This is a genomic window from Pontibacter silvestris (genome assembly GCF_020907275.1).
Classification (GTDB): Bacteria; Bacteroidota; Bacteroidia; order Cytophagales; family Hymenobacteraceae; genus Pontibacter; species Pontibacter silvestris.
Genome location: NZ_JAJJWI010000004.1, coordinates 1 through 17152, shown reverse-complemented (window position 1 = coordinate 17152; position 17152 = coordinate 1). Strand labels below are relative to the sequence as shown.

Sequence of the window (17152 nt, the reverse complement as noted above, 5' to 3'; positions counted from 1 at the left end):
ACCAAAACGAGCTTTCCATCATTTGGAAAGCTCGTTTTGGTTTGTATTGATGATATCATTAATTACCTGTCTTGGTTGTATCAGGCTGAGTATTTGATTTTGGTTTAAGAAGGCCTTTCAGCAGATCGGTTGCTTTGCCTTTCACCTCCTGCTCAGCTTCTTTTCGCTTCTTCTCCAGCTCTTCACGGGCTTTTTGTTCAGCCGCTTCTTTTCTCCTGTTCAACTCGGCTGTAACACTATCCTGAAGTTGCTGTTTACGCTGTTCTGCCTGGGCTTTGGCATTGTTCAGTTTATCCTGCACCACATTCTTCACAACTTCTGTTGCCTGTTCCTTAACAGAACCGCCAGCTAAAGCAACACGAGGGTCTGACAAAGTACCTCCTATATTAAGGTTTAGCGTAATACGCTCCGAGTTCTGTAGTTGGTCGTTACCTAACAGGCTGGCTAGCCTCGTATTTAACTCACGGCCTACTTTACCGGCAGGCACTTTCAAAGCTGTTACATAATCAATCTGGCCATTCACGTTGTTAGATCCTCCCACAGTCATATCTATGTTACCTATGTTCAGGTCAAACGGCTTAACGACTAAGCTTCCATTTACAATTTCAGCTTCTAATCTCTTGCCTTCCACCACAAAGTTTTTAAGCTCTTCAAAATTTGTCAGGCTACTGATCTTGTCTACAATTTTCACATCACTCACGGCAGCCCTTACAACATCTATAATACCTTGTCCGTCTAAAGTTTTAAAAACCGGCGCCATGTCCTGACCAAGTTCTCCGGCAAAGTTGAACTTGGTAGAGAAAGTACCCTCCAGTAAACCAGCAATAGGAGCCAGTGTTTTAATTGTACTGAAAGCATTGAACGCCTCTTTAAACTTCAGATTCTTAATATCAAGATTCACATCGAACAGAGGCTGTTGCAGGTTCTGGGTATTATAACTACCACTGGTGGCAAATGTACCACCAAGTGTATTGAAAGAAACCTGCTGCAGGCGCGCCACCTGGTCTTTCACCAGAACACGGCCACTTACGTTATTCAGGTTCAGGTTATTATACACAACCTGCTTGGCATCAATATTAAGCGTTACGTCTAAGTTCGCGGGCACTTCCACAACGCCCTCAGCCTCCTGCGAGGCAGACACGCTTTCACCTGTGTTCTGGTCAACCATCCACTCATTTACATTAAATTTGTTAGAGCTCAGGTTAAAGTTTCCGCGTAATGATTGATTTTCTGCCAAAGCATAGCCCAGGTAGTTAGAGATAGTACCACTAGCCTGAATATCGCTCTTGCCCAGGTAACCGCTCATGTTCTGAAGTTCGATACGTTCATTGTTGAACACAGCATTCGCTTTGTCTATTTTAATGCCTTGGGGCAAATCAGTGCTCACAAAGTTAAGGTTGTTCACAGCCATGCTACCGTTTGCAGTAACATTGTTGTAACGTTCTGCCTCTATATCGCTCACCTTACCTTTCGCAGCAATGTTCGCATTTATTCGTCCGGAAACAGTCATGTTATCCAGCGGGAATATCTTTGTAAGCTTCGTCAGGTCTAGTATACCTTTAACGTTTGCGTCGAAAGCAGGCTGATCAATACCCTGTACCAAAACACGACCTTCCAGTGGCTCACCATCCAGTGTCATATTAAAATTCTGTATGTTGATGCGGGTATCGTCGGTGTTGCCAGTGGTATTCAGAATATTAGCTATGACATTTAGGCTCTGAATAGGCGCAGGGAAATCAGCAGATTTCACATAGCCATTCGTCAAGCGCATATCGGCATTAACCACAGGCATACTGGTTTCGCTATAGGTACCTTTGGCATCTGCATCCACTTTTAGTAGTCCGCGCAATGTCATACCCTCCACCGGAAACACCTTGGTTATTTCGGCAAGGTCTACATTAGCTTTCACGTTACCATCTACCTGCATCGGCTCTAACCCATTCACTACAACCTTGGCATCCACAGGATTTTTACCTAAATCGAGGTGAAACTGACGCACATTAACGTTAGTAGCAGCAGGAGTGCCATCCTGGCTGGCCACGCTCATATCTACGTTAATATTATGGGCAGCTTCAGGTAAATCAGGGTATTTAAACATCCCTTCTATAATTTTGAGATCAACACCATAGCTGGGCATTAAGGAATCAGTCATGCGTCCTTTAAAGAAGCCGTCAAAGCTTAGTTTTCCTTCTGTTTTAATGTCTTCGAACTGCTCGCTGTACATGCCAGGCACTATCGACAGCACATTTCTAAAGTCAGTTTCTGTTGCTTTAAAAGTAAGGTCATAATCCATGTAATCAGCATCTGGCAACAGAATGGTACCTGAAAACTGAAAAGGGAATTCATTTATTCTGATGTTATTGTCTTTAAAGGTATAAAGCGATTTCTCCAGGTCCATCGCCAGCGTTACATCGGCGTTCAGCTTAGCATTCTCTATGTAATTAGCTCCGGCATAAGTCATAGTAAAGCGATCGGCAGTAGTTCTGGAATCCATATCGAACACGCTCTTCTCAAAGTCGCCGCTGCCTGTGTGGTTTACGTTATAAGCTGCAATACCAAAAGGAATAGTAAGGTCGTCGTAAAAGAAGGTACCGTTATTAATCTCCCATCCTTTTATAGCCATGTTAAACTCGCTGGCTGCCGTATCAGCAGAAGTCGTGGCAGTCGTATCTTCTATAAAAATGTCCCAGTTGGCTTTCCCGCTTTTAAGAACTATAAGACGAATTGTAGGCTCGTTCAGTGCAATACTGTTTACTTTCAATTTATCTCCAAACACACTGGCAAGGTTCAGCCCTAAGCGGAAGGAGGGAATCTGTGCCAGCGTGTCTGTCTGAAAAGAGTCTTTACCAATTACAGAAAGATTATCTACACCTAAAGATAGATTAGGAAAATCTCTGAAAAGCGAAAGGCTTACATCATCTGTCTCGTAAATAACGATTGCATTTATGTTCTTGGTAATCTCTTTGTCTAAGGCTTGTTTTATCTTATCTTTAAAAAGAACTGGTACTACAGCTGCAATTACAAGCAACAGTGCCAGAAAGATAAAAAAACCAATTACTACTTTTTTCATATTATTGAGTGGTATATCTGGTGTAACTCTTTATTTTTAAGGCTTAACTACATTACATATTATAGCTAAAACCGTGCTAATTTATCCATAACCTTTTTATGTAGTGCATGTAATAAGCGTTTATGTTTGTAGTTTAGTATTTAATATGAAGTTGAAAATAAAGATTTGTTACTGCTTGTTTTGTTTTTGGAGCTGTTCTATAGCGGTTGCCCAGGACGTGCATTTTACGCAGCAGTATGCGAATCGTTTGTACCTGAACCCAGCGTTTGCCGGTCTTAACCACAGTTGGAGTGTAACAGCTGCCTACCGCGACCAGTGGCCTGCCTTAAACGGCTCTTTCAGAACAAACCAGCTAGCTGCCGACTACAGGGTTTCAGGTACAAAAAGTGCAATCGGGCTGGTGTTGCAACAAGATAAAGCCGGTGTTGGAGGATTGCAAAAATTACAGGCCAGTATTGGTTATGCTTACCAAACACAGATAAATCAAAATTGGGCTATGTCAGCGGGTTTACAGGCAGGTATAGCCTCCCTTCGGGTAAATTATGATAATCTTGTGTTCGGAGATCAGTTATCAGATAATGGGCAAATTGCACTGGCCTCTGCCGAAGCAAATGTTTTTGAGCCTACCAGTTACATGAGTTTCAGTACAGGAGGCCTGGTGTTTACAGACCAATTCTGGCTCGGACTAACAGTAACAAATTTAAATAAACCACAGTATGGGATAGGGCAAACGATTGCACTTCCAAGGCGATTTACTTTAAATTCCGGGTATAAATTGTATGTTAGTTCTTACCAAACACAGGGTCAGTTATTTGAACTAAGCTTCACACCTTCTGTAACTTATATTCAACAAAAAAATTTCAGAAGAATTGACTTAGGGGTGCACACTATCTATACTCCATTTACGTTAGGACTAATATATAAAGGTGTACCTGTAGTAAATGGAACTAACCAGGACCAAGCCTTGTCCGTAATTGTAGGGTTGAAACTGGAACAGTTTAAGGTAGGCTTCAGCCACGATATTGGATTAAAAGGATTTAGTAATCAGGCAGGGGGTGCTAACGAAATTTCACTTGTTTTTGAACAAATTGATTTTAATAAGTTGTTTAAAAGCCGCTTAGGGCATCAAACAAAGAATAACATTGCTTGTCCGGCATTCTAATTTTATTTATAATTGCATATTAAACTACATTACAAGAACCTTATCTTAATTGGGTGCTATTTTATGAAATTTATTAAGTATTTATCGGTTGCGGTTGTGGGTGGCTTCTTGGTAACAGCCTGCTCCAAATCTAATCCAACCAGTACAAGCCCTGGCGAATACAGTTCCGCCACAGGTGCCAGGTATGGAGAAGATGAGAATGCTTTTGACGTAGCAGAATATGCTGATATACCAGGTGGCCCGGGGTTGGTATTTATTGAAGGCGGTCGTACTGTTTTAGGTTCTATGGAAGAAGATATTGCCATGACACGTGACAATATTGAGCGAACTGTAACTGTTGCTTCTTTCTATATGGATGAAACTGAAGTAGCCAACATTCACTGGCTGGAGTATCTGCACGATTTAAAGCGCGACTCATTACCAGAGGTTTATCAGGCTGCACTACCAGATACAACTGTTTGGTCTAACCAATTGTCTTTCAACGACCCTTACGTAACATATTATCTGCGTTACCCCGGTTTCCGTTTCTTCCCGGTTGTTGGTGTAAGCTGGCTACAGGCAAACGACTTCTGCACCTGGCGTACAGCTAAGGTTAATGAGAACCTTGCCAAAGAAGCTAACGGCGGTGGCGGCAGAAGAGGTTTATTTGGCAGAGGTGGCGGCAATGATGGAGCTACAGAAGGCGCTGCACCATCTATTGAGTCTGGCTATGTATTACCGAATTACCGTCTCCCAACAGAAGCGGAGTGGGAATATGCAGCTCAGGCTATGATCGGTACACAATACACCGAAGATGAAAACCAGAACAACAGGAGGCTTTACCCTTGGGATGGTCATCAGGTGCGTAACCCTTACGGAAAGCAAATGGGTCAGTTTATGGCAAACTTTAAACGTGGCCGTGGTGACTACGCCGGTATAGCTGGCTCGCTGAATGATGGAGCAATGATTACTGACTATATCTACAGTTATCCTCCAAATGACTACGGTTTGTACAATATGGCTGGTAACGTAAACGAGTGGGTACAGGATATTTACCGTCCACTATCTTACCAGGATGTTGAAGACTTAAACCCATTCCGTCGTGATGGTTACCAGGATGCTGCTGAAAATTATGATGCTAATGAAGGTTTCCATTCATTGATAAATGATGAAGTACGCGTTTTCAAAGGAGGCTCCTGGAAAGATGTGGCTTACTGGCTATCACCAGGTACCCGCCGCTTTATGACTCAGGACTCTGCAACTGCAACAATCGGTTTCCGTTGCGCCATGATCAACGCTGGCTCTAACAAATAAAATAGATACTAGATAATCAAAAGCAAAAAGGCCCGGGTAGTTCCGGGCCTTTTTGCTTTTGGCTACTTTCCTTTTAAGGAGCTGTTCTATATTACTTTTAAATTTATCTTTAAAGTAATATAGAACAGCACTTAGCAACTTGTTTCTCTGGAAAACCATTTCAATTTTGCTTAAGCTGCAGCAATAGTTGCCACGCTTATTTCGGCAGCACCAGCCTTGAGTAATGCCACAGCACACGCCTCTAAAGTAGCACCTGTTGTCAGCACATCATCTACTAAAAGAACACGCTTTCCTTTTACCTGATCTGGCTGCCGCACCTGAAATACCTGTTCTACATTTTGCCAGCGGTCTAATCTGTTCTTTCTTGTTTGTGTAGAAGTATTAACTGTTCTCTCCAGTACATTACCTCTCCATGGTATTTGCATCGCCTCTGCCAAACCTTTAGCAAAGCTATCAGACTGATTAAAGCCACGTTTGCGCAGCTTTAGCTTATGCAGCGGTACTGGTAAAATTAAATCGAACTGCGAAGCATATTGGTGGTCGAAAAGGAGAGCCCCATAATGTTGCCCCAAAAACTCTCCGAGCTCTTGTGCTCCCTTATACTTTAACTTAAACAAAAGCCGCTGTACCCTTCCTTTAGATCGAAAATGTAAATAGGAGAAAGCAAACCGCACAGGCACCTTACCCCAGAACCTCTGTTGCAATGGATTAAGCGCTGTAGCTCCATGAACATGATAATCGGTATAAGGCAGCTTTATATTGCAATCGGTGCAGATAAACTTCTCGCCACGTACTAAGGCGCCGTCACAGGCATAGCAAACCTGTGGAAACAGCAACGAAAGCAAGTCGTCTAAAGCTACAAGGGGCAGTCGTATTAAGGAATTCTTGATAATTTCGCGTAACTTTAATGTAACACTTTTTTAATGCTGAATCAGCGATATTTTACACAACAATGAGCTTAGTAGAAGAATTCAATGACTACCGCATGCGCATGAATGAGCGCATTATGTCTTATGACAATAAAGTAATTAAACGCTTCTTTAACCTTGACACTAATACTTATATGGAAGGTGCCCTGGATGTTAAGACAAAAGAGATGCTGGGTTTAGTTGCCTCCATGGTGCTTCGTTGCGACGACTGTATTAAGTACCATGTAGGCAAATGCTACGAGCAAGGTATCAAGGACGAAGAAATTATGGAAGTTTTTTCTATCGCTAACTTAGTAGGAGGCTCCATAGTTATCCCTCATTTCAGAAGGGCTGTAGAATACTGGGAGGAACTGAAAGAACGGGGTAGCGCAGAATAGGCACTTAATGTTTGATATTAAACTATAATGTAGTTGTTGATTGTTATGGCTTATTGGCTCTCCCGAAATGAAGTTATAAATTCTTCGGAGCAGTAATACAAATCAGCAACTACATTATTAAACTATGGAACAATCTGATAACTTAGATCATAGATGGACGAACCTACGGGCATCTATGATGAAAACCTTTGGCAAGAAGCCCGACCTGAATGCTATTTTGTTTCTGATCGGAATTCAGGAGCTAGGGAAAGGTATCCGTAACTTTACCAAAGAAGAGAAGCAGGACCTGATGCACATTGCCACCTGCAAAGTGTTCAGCTTGTCCGGCTACTACGAACTAACAGGCATAGACGAAGAGGGGTGGCCTCACTACCGATCGGCTAAACCTTTGCCATTTACCAATCTTAAAGAACAGGAAAAAATGCTAAAGTGGCACATACTGGAGTATTTTGACCATGCCGATGAATTTTAAAACTTTATAAGAATCACGTAGCCCGTATCAAGTAGTAGCACTTTAAACCTACTTGTGCTTTTTAATGAAAATATAAGTACAGCTAGTTTTTACTTCATGATAGTTAACTGGAAGCTGAGCTGTGTTACTTAATATGTGCTACCTGATTCTCTAAATCACCCATGAAAATTATAACCTACAACGTTAACGGCATTAGAGCTGCTATTACCAAAGGATTTACAGAATGGTTACAAGCGGCAAACCCGGATGTACTTTGCCTGCAGGAGATAAAAGCAGACGAAACAAAATTTGATCGCACTATTTTTGAAGATCTGGGATACCATGTGTACCTGCACCCAGCCATAAAAAAAGGCTATAGTGGCGTAGCAATACTGTCTAAACAGAAACCTAATCATGTAGAAGTTGGTTGTGGCATAGAAAGCTATGATAATGAGGGCCGTGTACTTCGTGCTGATTACGACAATTTCTCGGTGATGAGCGTATACATGCCATCAGGGTCTAGTGGTGATGAGCGGCAGGCATTTAAGATGCAATGGCTCGATGATTTCTACAATTACATTAATAACTTAAAAGAAACATTGCCCGGACTTGTGGTAAGCGGAGACTATAATATTTGCCACCAAGCCATTGATATACATAACCCTAAGTCTAATGCTAACAACTCTGGTTTTTTACCTGAGGAGCGAAGCTGGATGAGCAAATTTATAGAAAGCGGTTTTATAGACTCATTCAGGCACTTCAACAAAGAACCGCATAATTATTCCTGGTGGAGTTATCGTGCCGGAGCACGGAACAAAAACCTTGGTTGGCGTATTGATTATAACATGGCAACAGAAAACCTAAGCGATAGATTGAAGCGGGCGGCCATTCTCACAGAAGCCAAACATTCAGACCATTGCCCCGTGTTATTGGAAATAGAGTAGGAGGAGAGGTAGTATACTAAAGTATAAACGTTCATAGTTTATACTTTAGTCACCTGTTAAACCCACTATGCATTAATCTGCAACAAGTTAAATGCACAGGCTTAACCAATAACTGTAGTTATCATGCCTTAAAAGTATTAAAAGCAGAGAGATGAAAAACAACGATGCCCTTGACAGGCTGCTGCATCAGCTCCAGAAGTACAAAAAGAAATTCTACCTTAACCTACTGCTCAGAGGTAGCATTTTTGCTGTGGGAATGCTTATTTCCATTTATATTATTTATAGCTTACTGGAATACCTATTTTACTTTCCGCAGTATGTGCGGGCTTTCCTGCTGTTCTCTTTTGTTGCATTAGTAATTTATGTTTTTGTTCGCTGGATAGCCATACCGCTTTCCGCCATTGCAAACCTGAAGAAGCTATTAACCGATGAACAGGCAGCACTTAATGTAGGTACCCATTACCCTGACGTACGGGATAAGCTGTTAAACGCTATTCAGCTTAAGAACTTCGATAAAACCAATGAGCTTATTGCTGCCAGTATAGAACAACGAACAGGGCAGTTAAATAATCTTCGTTTTTCAGAGGCTGTCACATATAAAGAGAACAAGCCTCTGCTCAAATACATAGCACTTCCGGTAGTAGCGGCCCTACTTATAGCGCTGGTTTACCCCGCCATTTTTGTACAGGGCACAGAGCGTATCGTTAACTATAAAAAATATTATGCCCCGCTGGCACCATTTGAGTTTGTAGTGCAAAACAACCAGCTCCGGACTTACCGGGGCGAAGACTTCGTTTTAAATGTAGGAGTGGAGGGAACAGCTGTTCCTAATGAGGTATACATTAACTATAATGGGCGTCGTCAGAAGTTAAGCAGCAATGGCAACAACATTTATTCCTACACTTTTAAGCAACCACAAAAACCTGTAGAGTTTCAGTTGGAAGGCTCAGGTTTTATGTCGGATAGTTATCAGCTACAGCTTTTGTCCCGCCCTAACCTTAAAGACTTTCAGATGGAGGTTAAGTACCCGGCTTACCTAAACCGTAAACCAGAAGTGGTGCAAAACACTGGTAATGCCACCATACCCGAAGGAAGTACCCTTACCTGGAACTTTAAAGCTACAGAAACAGAAAGAGTCAGCCTTATTTTTGAAGAACCAGGAGAAACCATAACTACTAAAAAAGACGGAGATTCTTTTGATGCAAGTAAAAAGTTTAACCAGAGCCAGAACTATAGTATTAAGCTTACAAACAACCATAGCAGCAACAAAGAGCAGATCAGTTACCAAGTAAGCACTATTCCTGATCGTCAGCCTCAGATAAGCATTGAGCAGTACCAGGATACTACCCTTTATAGCTTTTTGGTTTTAGGTGGAGATGTGTCGGATGACTATGGTTTAACCCGGCTTACGCTGAACTACCGCGTCAGCAACGATTCTAATCCGGAGGCAACATATAAAGCACAGGCACTTCCGCTCAACAAGCAACAGCTAAGCCAGACTTATTACTATCAGTGGAATACAACTGCTCTAAATATGCAGCCTGGCGATAAGCTGGAGTACTTTGTACAGGTGTGGGATAATGATGGTATCCACGGTCATAAAAGTGCCCGCACCCGCACATTCGAGCTAAAAGTACCTAGCAAGCACGAACTACAAAAGGAACTGGATAATAATGCCCAATCGGTGGCGAGCCAGCTAAGTAAGTCTTTACAGAAATCAACTCAACTAAAAGATGAACTGGCTAAATCAGAAGAGAAAATGAAAACAAAGCGGGAGCTAAGCTGGCAGGACAAAAAGCAGCTGGAAGATCTCGTTCAGAAGAAGAAACAACTGGAGCAGGATATCTCCTCCATGAAATCGCTTTTTGATGAGCTTAATAAAAGGCAAAACATATTAAGCGAGCAGGACAAACAACTTGCAGAGAAAAGCCAAGAACTTCAGAAACTAATGGAGGACCTCTTAGATGAGGAAACAAAAAAGCTGTACGAAGAACTAGAGAAACTGCTGCAGGAGAAACAAGCCAATGACCCTGAATTACAGAAACTGTTAAGCAAGCTTGACAATCGGGAACGAAACCTGGAACGAGAGCTTGACCGTGCATTGGAACTCTTTAAACAACTTCAGTTTGAACAGAAGCTAGACAATGTAACTTCAAAGCTAGAGGAGATGGCAAAGGAACAACAGGAGTTATCTGAAAAAACAGCGCAAAAGCAGGAAGACAATGCGCAACTACAACAGGAGCAAGAGGAGATAAAGCAGGACTTTGAAGGCTTGAAAGAGCAGATGGAAGAGATGAAGGAGCTAAATAAAAAGCTGCAAAACCCTAATGCTATGGATGAAGAGCAGCAGCAAAAGGATCAGAAGCAGGTTGAACAGCAAATGCAACAGAGTCAGCAACAGCTCCAAAAGCAGCAAAACCAGAAAGCCAGCGAATCGCAGCAGAAAACAGGGCAGAAGATGCAGGAAATGGCTAAGCAAATGGAGCAGATGAACACTAGCATGAGCATGTCGGGCATGCAGCAGAACTTAGACCATCTTCGGGATATATTAGAAAACCTTATTAAGCTTTCTTTTGATCAGGAAGCTCTGATGAAGCAATTCCGTGGAGTAAACCAGAGCGACCCGCGTTTTATCACGCTGTCACAGCAACAGCTCAACCTTCGTGATAACTCAAAAGTTATTGAAGATAGCCTTTTCTCTTTAGCAAAGAAAGTGTTCCAGATTCAGTCCTATGTTACACGTGAGGTAGCGCAAATGAATCAGAGCATGGACAACAGTATGCAGGAACTCCGCGACCGGAACGTTGGCAAAGCCACCGCCCAGCAACAGTTAGCCATGACGTCTATGAATAATCTTGCTCTGATGCTGAACGATGCTCTGAAGCAAATGCAGCAGGCTATGCAACAAATGCAGGGCGGCATGGCCGGAAACCAGAAAGGAAACAAGCCTCAACCTGGTGATCTAGGTAAAATGCAGGATGCTTTGAATAAAAAAATGGAAGAATTAAAAAAAGGAGGCAAATCAGGCAAGGCTCTTTCTGAAGAATTAGCTAAATTGGCTGCTGAGCAGGAGGCTCTCCGAAATGCCATGAAAGAAATGGAAAAGCAGGGTAGTAAACCTGGTGAGCAGGGCAAAAATGGTGACGTCGGAAATATCAGTAAGATGATGGAACAAAGCGAGACTGATCTCGTTAATAAACGTTTGACTGAGCAAACCATAATGCGCCAACGAGAAATTCTGACGCGTTTGCTGGAGGCTGAGAAATCCATGAAAGAGCGGGAGCTTGATAACAAACGTGAAGCTAAAACAGCTCAGAATGTTCCTCGTAAAATACCTCCAAAATTCGAGAAATATTTAAAAGCAAAAGAAAAGCAAACGGAATTACTTAAAACCATACCTCCGGCTTTGTCTCCGTATTACAAGCAGAAGGTTAATGAGTATTTCCAAAGCATTAGTAATAAATAAATCAATTAAGCACCTATAGTTACACACGTAGATTAATATGAATCAAGTTAAAATTCAGATTCCTTCCTTAATCGAGAACATCCGAGTAATTGAAAGCTTTATAGATAACTCTAAGGAAGAATTCGAGTTTGAGGATGATATTTATGGCAACATTATGGTTGCTGTTACAGAATCTGTAAACAATGCCATCCGGCACGGCAATAAGTTTGATAAAGACAAGAACGTCTATCTTACTTTACAGGTTGATCAGAATCAGTTAATTTTTGAGGTAGAAGATGAAGGTCCTGGCTTTGACTATGAGAACCTGCCTGACCCAACTGCACCAGAGAACCTTGAGAATCCTGGTGGCCGTGGCATTTTCCTAATGCGGAACCTTTGCGATGAAGTTAATTTTTCTGAAGACGGCAAAAAAGTACAGTTAATATTTAATATCGCTCCTTCACAGAATGGATCTTCCAATTGAGTTCTTTAGCGAAGACATAGAGTTCACGCTACAAAACCAGGATCAAATATCAGAGTGGATAGCAACTATAGTAGAGCAACATGATCACGACTTAGTTAATCTCACTTACATTTTTTGCTCTGACGATTACCTTCACGAGATCAATGTTGAGTATCTCTTCCATGATACCCTCACAGATATAATCACCTTCAACAATGCCGATGAGGATGGCACCGTTGAAGGTGATATTTTTATAAGTATAGACCGAGTCCGCGACAACTCAACTTCTTTAGGGACTAATTTTGAAGATGAACTACACCGTGTTATTATACATGGTGTCCTTCATTTATTGGGCTTCAAAGATAAGACTAAAGAGGAAGAGACACTTATGCGTAAAGAAGAGGATTCTTCCTTATCTTTGAGAAAATTTTAACTCAAAAAGGAATTAGGTTTCTCCCGCAGATGTTTCACGTGAAACATCTATAAAATCAGAAGTACATGTTTCCAGAATACGATATTATAGTAGTAGGGGCTGGGCATGCGGGCTGTGAGGCCGCAGCCGCAGCTGCTAAGATGGGTTCAAAGGTGCTGCTAGCAACCATGAACATGAATACAATTGCCCAAATGTCATGTAACCCGGCAATGGGTGGTGTAGCCAAAGGGCAGATAGTTCGCGAGATAGATGCGTTGGGTGGGATGAGCGGTATTATTACTGACCAAACCATGATCCAGTTCCGCATGCTTAATAAATCAAAAGGGCCCGCTATGTGGAGCCCAAGAGCACAGAGTGACCGCATGCGTTTTGCTGAGGCCTGGAGACTTTCTTTAGAGCAAACGGAAAATGTAGACTTTTGGCAGGAGATGGTAACAGGTATAGAAGTAGAGGACGATAAAGCGGTTGGTATACGAACAAGCCTGGGGATAACTATACGCGCAAAAGCGGTAGTCTTAACTAATGGTACGTTTTTGAATGGAATTATCCACATAGGAGAAAAACAACTAGGGGGGGGGAGAGCTGCTGAAAAATCAGCAAAAGGTATTACAGAAGATCTGAAAAATCTGGGTTTCGAAGCAGGTCGGATGAAGACAGGCACACCTCCTCGTGTAGATGGACGCTCACTTGACTATAGTAAAATGGAAGAACAGTTCGGCGATGAGAACCCCTCCAAATTCTCTTATACCGATACTGAACCACTACAGCAACAACGTAGCTGCTATATTACTTACACAAATTCTGAAGTACATGAGATTCTAAAAACAGGATTTGAAAAGTCTCCAATGTTCCAGGGCCGTATCCAAGGTTTAGGTCCTCGTTACTGCCCATCAATTGAGGATAAAATCAATCGTTTTGCAGATCGAGACCGGCACCAGATTTTTGTAGAGCCCGAAGGATGGAGTACAGTAGAAGTTTATGTAAATGGTTTTTCCAGTTCCTTGCCAGAAGATGTACAGTTAAAAGCACTGCGAAAAATTGTCGGTTTTGAGAATGCCAAAATGTTCAGACCTGGCTATGCCATAGAATATGATTTCTTCCCACCAACGCAGCTTAACCTGACATTAGAAACAAAGTTGGTAGAAAACCTATACTTCGCTGGCCAGATTAATGGAACAACAGGTTACGAAGAAGCAGCTTGCCAGGGATTAATGGCTGGCATAAACGCCCACAATAAGATCAACAATAAAGAGCCATTTGTACTGAAGCGCTCAGAAGCTTACATTGGTGTATTAATTGATGACTTAGTAAATAAAGGTACAGAAGAACCGTATCGCATGTTTACATCTCGGGCAGAACATCGCATTCTGTTACGCCAGGATAATGCCGACATAAGGCTTACCAACATGGGTTATAAACTAGGCTTAGCAGATGAAACCCGAATGAAAGCTGTGGATAAGAAGATTGAAGAAACAGGAGAAATCATCGCCTATTTGAATAATAAGCCGATTGATCCTGAAGATATCAACAGTATGCTAGAGAGCTTAGGTTCTGCTCCTATTGTAGAAAAGCAGCGTGCGGGTCAGCTTATAAAGCGCCCGAATATTGAGATAGAACACATTGCTGCTGCAGTTCCATCAGTAAAAGAATACCTGAGCAAGTTTAAGATAGATAGCATTGAGCAAGCAGGTGTAGCCGTAAAATATGAAAGCTATATCGAGAAGGAGTATTCAATGGCTACGAAGATGAGTGAACTTGAAAACTACATTATCAAGGAAAAAATCAATTACCGCAACATCCCTGCTTTATCAGCTGAGGCAAAGGAAAAGTTGCTGAAAGTTAATCCGGAAACTATAGGTCAGGCCTCACGCATTAGCGGTGTAACACCTGCTGACATATCAGTGTTAATGGTATACCTGGGAAAATAAATGAGCTACGAAAGACTGGAACAGTGCCCGATCTGCGGCAAACAAGAGTTCAAAAATTTTTTAGTAGTAAATGATAATGCTGTATCGAAAGAGAGTTTTGTAATTGTTGAATGTGAGAACTGCACGTTCAAGTTTACGAACCCAAGGCCAGATGAAGAAAGCTTAAGTAAGTACTATGAATCTGAGGAATACATCTCACACAGCAACATTAAGACAGGAATTATCAACAGAGCGTACCATGTGGTACGCTCAATTACTACCAAACAGAAAGTAGAACTTATCAACAGGTACGCGCATAGCAAAGGAAGTATTCTGGATTATGGTTGTGGCACTGGCGTTTTTTTAGGAGCATGTAAAAAAGACGGGTGGGAGATTCGTGGTGTAGAGCCTAATGCAAAAGCAAGAGAAATCGCATCTACAGAAACGGAGGAGATAATAGCATCAGATTTGCAGGATATAGAAGGAGAGAAGTTTGAGGTAATAACGCTATGGCATGTACTGGAACATATCCACAAACTTAATGAGACGATGGACAGTATTCTATCGCTGCTTCAGGAAGATGGAACAATGATTATTGCAGTACCCAATGCAGATTCTCATGATGCAAAGCAGTACAAGGAAAACTGGGCAGCTTATGATGTGCCCCGCCACCTGTACCATTTTACTCAATCTACTATGAAACGCTTTCTGAAAAAGCATAAAATGAAGTTAGAAGAGGTTTTACCTATGAAGTTTGATGCTTACTATGTAAGTATGTTAAGCGAGAAACATAAAGACGGCAAAACAAACGTTATTAATAGCGTAATGAATGGCTACAAGTCGAACAGTTACGCAGAGAAAAACGGTAACGATTATTCCAGCCTGATATTTGTAGCTAAGCGAAAATAGCAAAAGCTTTTATTAAAGATAAATATGGTAAAAGAGGCAAACTTACGCTTGCCTCTTTTACTTTAAAAGAACCCTTATCACATATGACGCTACGCCAGATATTATTAACAGTGGCAACCATAGGCGCACTTAATTCATGCGCAACAATAAATACACCTGAGGGAGGTGAACGGGACTTGGTTCCTCCAAAATTGGTAAGCAGCACACCAAAAGACCAACAGTTAAATGTAAAAACAAACACGGTTACACTAACTTTTGATGAAGAAGTACAGCCAAATAATCTGACAAGAGAGTTGCTGATCACTCCAAATACTCAAAATAAATACACGGTAAACTCAAAAAGAGAGCAATTGACACTTGAGTTTGATAATCAATTACAGGATAGCACGACCTTCACTTTTAACTTTAGAAAAGGGGTTCAGGACATAACAGAAAAGAATGTAGCCCAAGGGTTGAAAATTGCCTTTAGTACCGGGTCATTTATTGACTCTAGTCGCGTAAGCGGAACTGTTGTAGATCTGCTTACACAAGTGCCAGAAAAAGAGGCAGTGGTAGCCTTATATCCGACAAACGATACGCTCAATGTCAGAAAGAACAGGCCTTACTACCAGACTCAAACTGACTCAGCAGGTAACTATAATCTGGAGAATATTAAAGAGGGAGAGTATAGGTTGTATGCTATTGTAGATAAGAACAACAACTCTTTCTATGATAATGAAAATGAGAAAATAGCTTATCTGGACACAACAGTTTATGTAGCAGCTCAAGAGCAAAATGTAAAACTCCAAACTATAAAAATAGATACGAAGAAGCCAATCCTGATGCAGCGTGAAACTTATGCAGATAGATTTAGGGCTAACTATAATGAAGGAATTAGAAGCTTCCTTGCTAAACCATTAGGAAATGCAAATGATACCTTGGCACACAAAATAAACACGAACGGAAAGGCTGCAGAACTGTTTAAAACTACAAATTACACTGGTGGAAAAACGATACTCTCAGCTGTTGATTCTGCAGGAAATATAGCGACAGATACTATTGAAATAAGCTTTCAAGGTAAGATAGCACAACAAATTAAAGGAGCTCAATTGAAAGTTATCAACAGCAGAAGTAGTAATGGATACAAACCAGATCAGCAGGTAACGATTGAATTTCAAACACCCATTACTATCACAGGTGCAGCACCTGTAAGCATCTTAGCCGATTCCATCACATTAACGACTTTAAAATATCCAAAGGAAATAATGTTAGACAGAACTGCTACAGAATTAAGTTTTACATTTCCCAAACTTGAAAACAGGAATAAAAATTTAAGCCTGGTAATAGATAGCACAGCCATAGTACCGATAGAAGGAGAAAGACTACAGTTCCCTGTACTGCCATTGAGCATATCTGAAAGCAAAGGTACAGGAAGCATTTCTGGTAAAGTCACTTCAAACTATACAAACTTTGTGCTTCAGTTAATCAATAAAGATTTTAAACCTGTTCAGGAATTAAAGGATGTACAGTCTAGGTTTGAGTTTAAAAATGTAGATCCAGAAACCTACAGGATTAGAGTACTGGTGGATGAAAACAATGATGGTACCTGGTACTCGGGAGATCCTAACCTTGAGAAAAAGCCAGAAAAGGTTTATATATATCCAGAAGCAATTCAGGTTAGAGCTAATTGGATAAGGGAAGATGTAAACCTGGAGTTTTAAATTATATTTAACTTGAGTACAGAAAATAACATCATGAGAAATTTGGTATTCCTTCAGAAGTAATGATGG

The 17152-nt window shown here is 41.3% G+C and carries 13 protein-coding genes; 11 read left to right on the top strand and 2 right to left on the bottom strand.

What is annotated here, in order from left to right; translation table 11 throughout:
* Positions 1-58: 58 nt before the first annotated feature.
* Positions 59-3070 (bottom strand): AsmA family protein, encoded by a 3012-nt coding sequence (locus LN995_RS04555; RefSeq protein WP_229958825.1) that lies wholly within the window; start codon positions 3068-3070, stop codon positions 59-61.
* 145 nt (positions 3071-3215) lie between these two features.
* On the opposite strand from LN995_RS04555, the gene LN995_RS04550 reads away from it, so the two are divergent.
* Complete coding sequence (locus LN995_RS04550) at positions 3216-4232, top strand: PorP/SprF family type IX secretion system membrane protein (RefSeq protein WP_229958823.1); 1017 nt, start codon at positions 3216-3218, stop codon at positions 4230-4232.
* Positions 4233-4295: 63 nt separating this feature from the next.
* Positions 4296-5525 (top strand): gliding motility lipoprotein GldJ, encoded by a 1230-nt coding sequence (gldJ, locus tag LN995_RS04545; RefSeq protein ID WP_229958821.1) that lies wholly within the window; start codon positions 4296-4298, stop codon positions 5523-5525.
* 170 nt (positions 5526-5695) lie between these two features.
* Here gldJ and LN995_RS04540 read toward each other — a convergent pair whose 3' ends face one another.
* Positions 5696-6370, bottom strand: coding sequence for a ComF family protein (locus LN995_RS04540; RefSeq protein ID WP_229958819.1), 675 nt, complete (start codon positions 6368-6370; stop codon positions 5696-5698).
* Between the two features lie 107 nt (positions 6371-6477).
* Here LN995_RS04540 and LN995_RS04535 point away from each other — a divergent pair, with 107 nt between their 5' ends.
* The 9 genes from LN995_RS04535 (at position 6478) to LN995_RS04495 (ending at position 17083) form a co-directional block, all read left to right on the top strand.
* On the top strand, positions 6478-6831 hold the full coding sequence (locus LN995_RS04535) for a carboxymuconolactone decarboxylase family protein (protein WP_229958818.1): 354 nt from the start codon (positions 6478-6480) through the stop codon (positions 6829-6831).
* Between the two features lie 124 nt (positions 6832-6955).
* The gene (locus LN995_RS04530) at positions 6956-7303 is read left to right on the top strand and encodes a hypothetical protein (RefSeq protein ID WP_229958816.1); all 348 of its coding nucleotides are present in this window, start codon (positions 6956-6958) and stop codon (positions 7301-7303) included.
* Between the two features lie 161 nt (positions 7304-7464).
* The gene (locus LN995_RS04525) at positions 7465-8226 is read left to right on the top strand and encodes an exodeoxyribonuclease III (RefSeq protein WP_229958814.1); all 762 of its coding nucleotides are present in this window, start codon (positions 7465-7467) and stop codon (positions 8224-8226) included.
* A gap of 151 nt (positions 8227-8377) precedes the next feature.
* Entirely contained in the window at positions 8378-11692 is a 3315-nt protein-coding gene (locus LN995_RS04520) for a DUF4175 family protein (RefSeq protein ID WP_229958812.1), read from the top strand.
* 37 nt (positions 11693-11729) lie between these two features.
* Complete coding sequence (locus LN995_RS04515; protein WP_229958810.1) at positions 11730-12155, top strand: ATP-binding protein; 426 nt, start codon at positions 11730-11732, stop codon at positions 12153-12155.
* The gene (gene ybeY / locus LN995_RS04510) at positions 12139-12567 is read left to right on the top strand and encodes an rRNA maturation RNase YbeY (protein ID WP_229958808.1); all 429 of its coding nucleotides are present in this window, start codon (positions 12139-12141) and stop codon (positions 12565-12567) included. The genes LN995_RS04515 and ybeY overlap by 17 nt, the downstream gene beginning before the upstream one ends.
* Positions 12568-12632: 65 nt before the next feature.
* The gene (mnmG, locus tag LN995_RS04505; RefSeq protein WP_229958805.1) at positions 12633-14495 is read left to right on the top strand and encodes a tRNA uridine-5-carboxymethylaminomethyl(34) synthesis enzyme MnmG; all 1863 of its coding nucleotides are present in this window, start codon (positions 12633-12635) and stop codon (positions 14493-14495) included.
* On the top strand, positions 14496-15383 hold the full coding sequence (locus tag LN995_RS04500) for a class I SAM-dependent methyltransferase (protein ID WP_229958803.1): 888 nt from the start codon (positions 14496-14498) through the stop codon (positions 15381-15383).
* Between the two features lie 83 nt (positions 15384-15466).
* Positions 15467-17083 carry an Ig-like domain-containing domain gene (locus LN995_RS04495; protein ID WP_229958801.1) on the top strand — a complete coding sequence of 539 codons (1617 nt, stop codon included), beginning with the start codon at positions 15467-15469 and terminating at the stop codon, positions 17081-17083.
* Positions 17084-17152: the final 69 nt, after the last annotated feature.

Excerpts from the sequence above, each read along its gene's own strand:
- gldJ (WP_229958821.1), top strand. The coding sequence starts at position 4,296 with ATGAAATTTATTAAGTATTTATCGGTTGCGGTTGTGGGTGGCTTCTTG.
- LN995_RS04520 (WP_229958812.1), top strand. The coding sequence starts at position 8,378 with ATGAAAAACAACGATGCCCTTGACAGGCTGCTGCATCAGCTCCAGAAG.
- LN995_RS04535 (WP_229958818.1), top strand. The coding sequence starts at position 6,478 with ATGAGCTTAGTAGAAGAATTCAATGACTACCGCATGCGCATGAATGAG.
- LN995_RS04515 (WP_229958810.1), top strand. The coding sequence starts at position 11,730 with ATGAATCAAGTTAAAATTCAGATTCCTTCCTTAATCGAGAACATCCGA.
- LN995_RS04530 (WP_229958816.1), top strand. The coding sequence starts at position 6,956 with ATGGAACAATCTGATAACTTAGATCATAGATGGACGAACCTACGGGCA.
- LN995_RS04525 (WP_229958814.1), top strand. The coding sequence starts at position 7,465 with ATGAAAATTATAACCTACAACGTTAACGGCATTAGAGCTGCTATTACC.
- LN995_RS04500 (WP_229958803.1), top strand. The coding sequence starts at position 14,496 with ATGAGCTACGAAAGACTGGAACAGTGCCCGATCTGCGGCAAACAAGAG.
- LN995_RS04550 (WP_229958823.1), top strand. The coding sequence starts at position 3,216 with ATGAAGTTGAAAATAAAGATTTGTTACTGCTTGTTTTGTTTTTGGAGC.
- ybeY (WP_229958808.1), top strand. The coding sequence starts at position 12,139 with ATGGATCTTCCAATTGAGTTCTTTAGCGAAGACATAGAGTTCACGCTA.
- mnmG (WP_229958805.1), top strand. The coding sequence starts at position 12,633 with ATGTTTCCAGAATACGATATTATAGTAGTAGGGGCTGGGCATGCGGGC.
- LN995_RS04495 (WP_229958801.1), top strand. The coding sequence starts at position 15,467 with ATGACGCTACGCCAGATATTATTAACAGTGGCAACCATAGGCGCACTT.
- LN995_RS04555 (WP_229958825.1), bottom strand. The coding sequence starts at position 3,070 with ATGAAAAAAGTAGTAATTGGTTTTTTTATCTTTCTGGCACTGTTGCTT.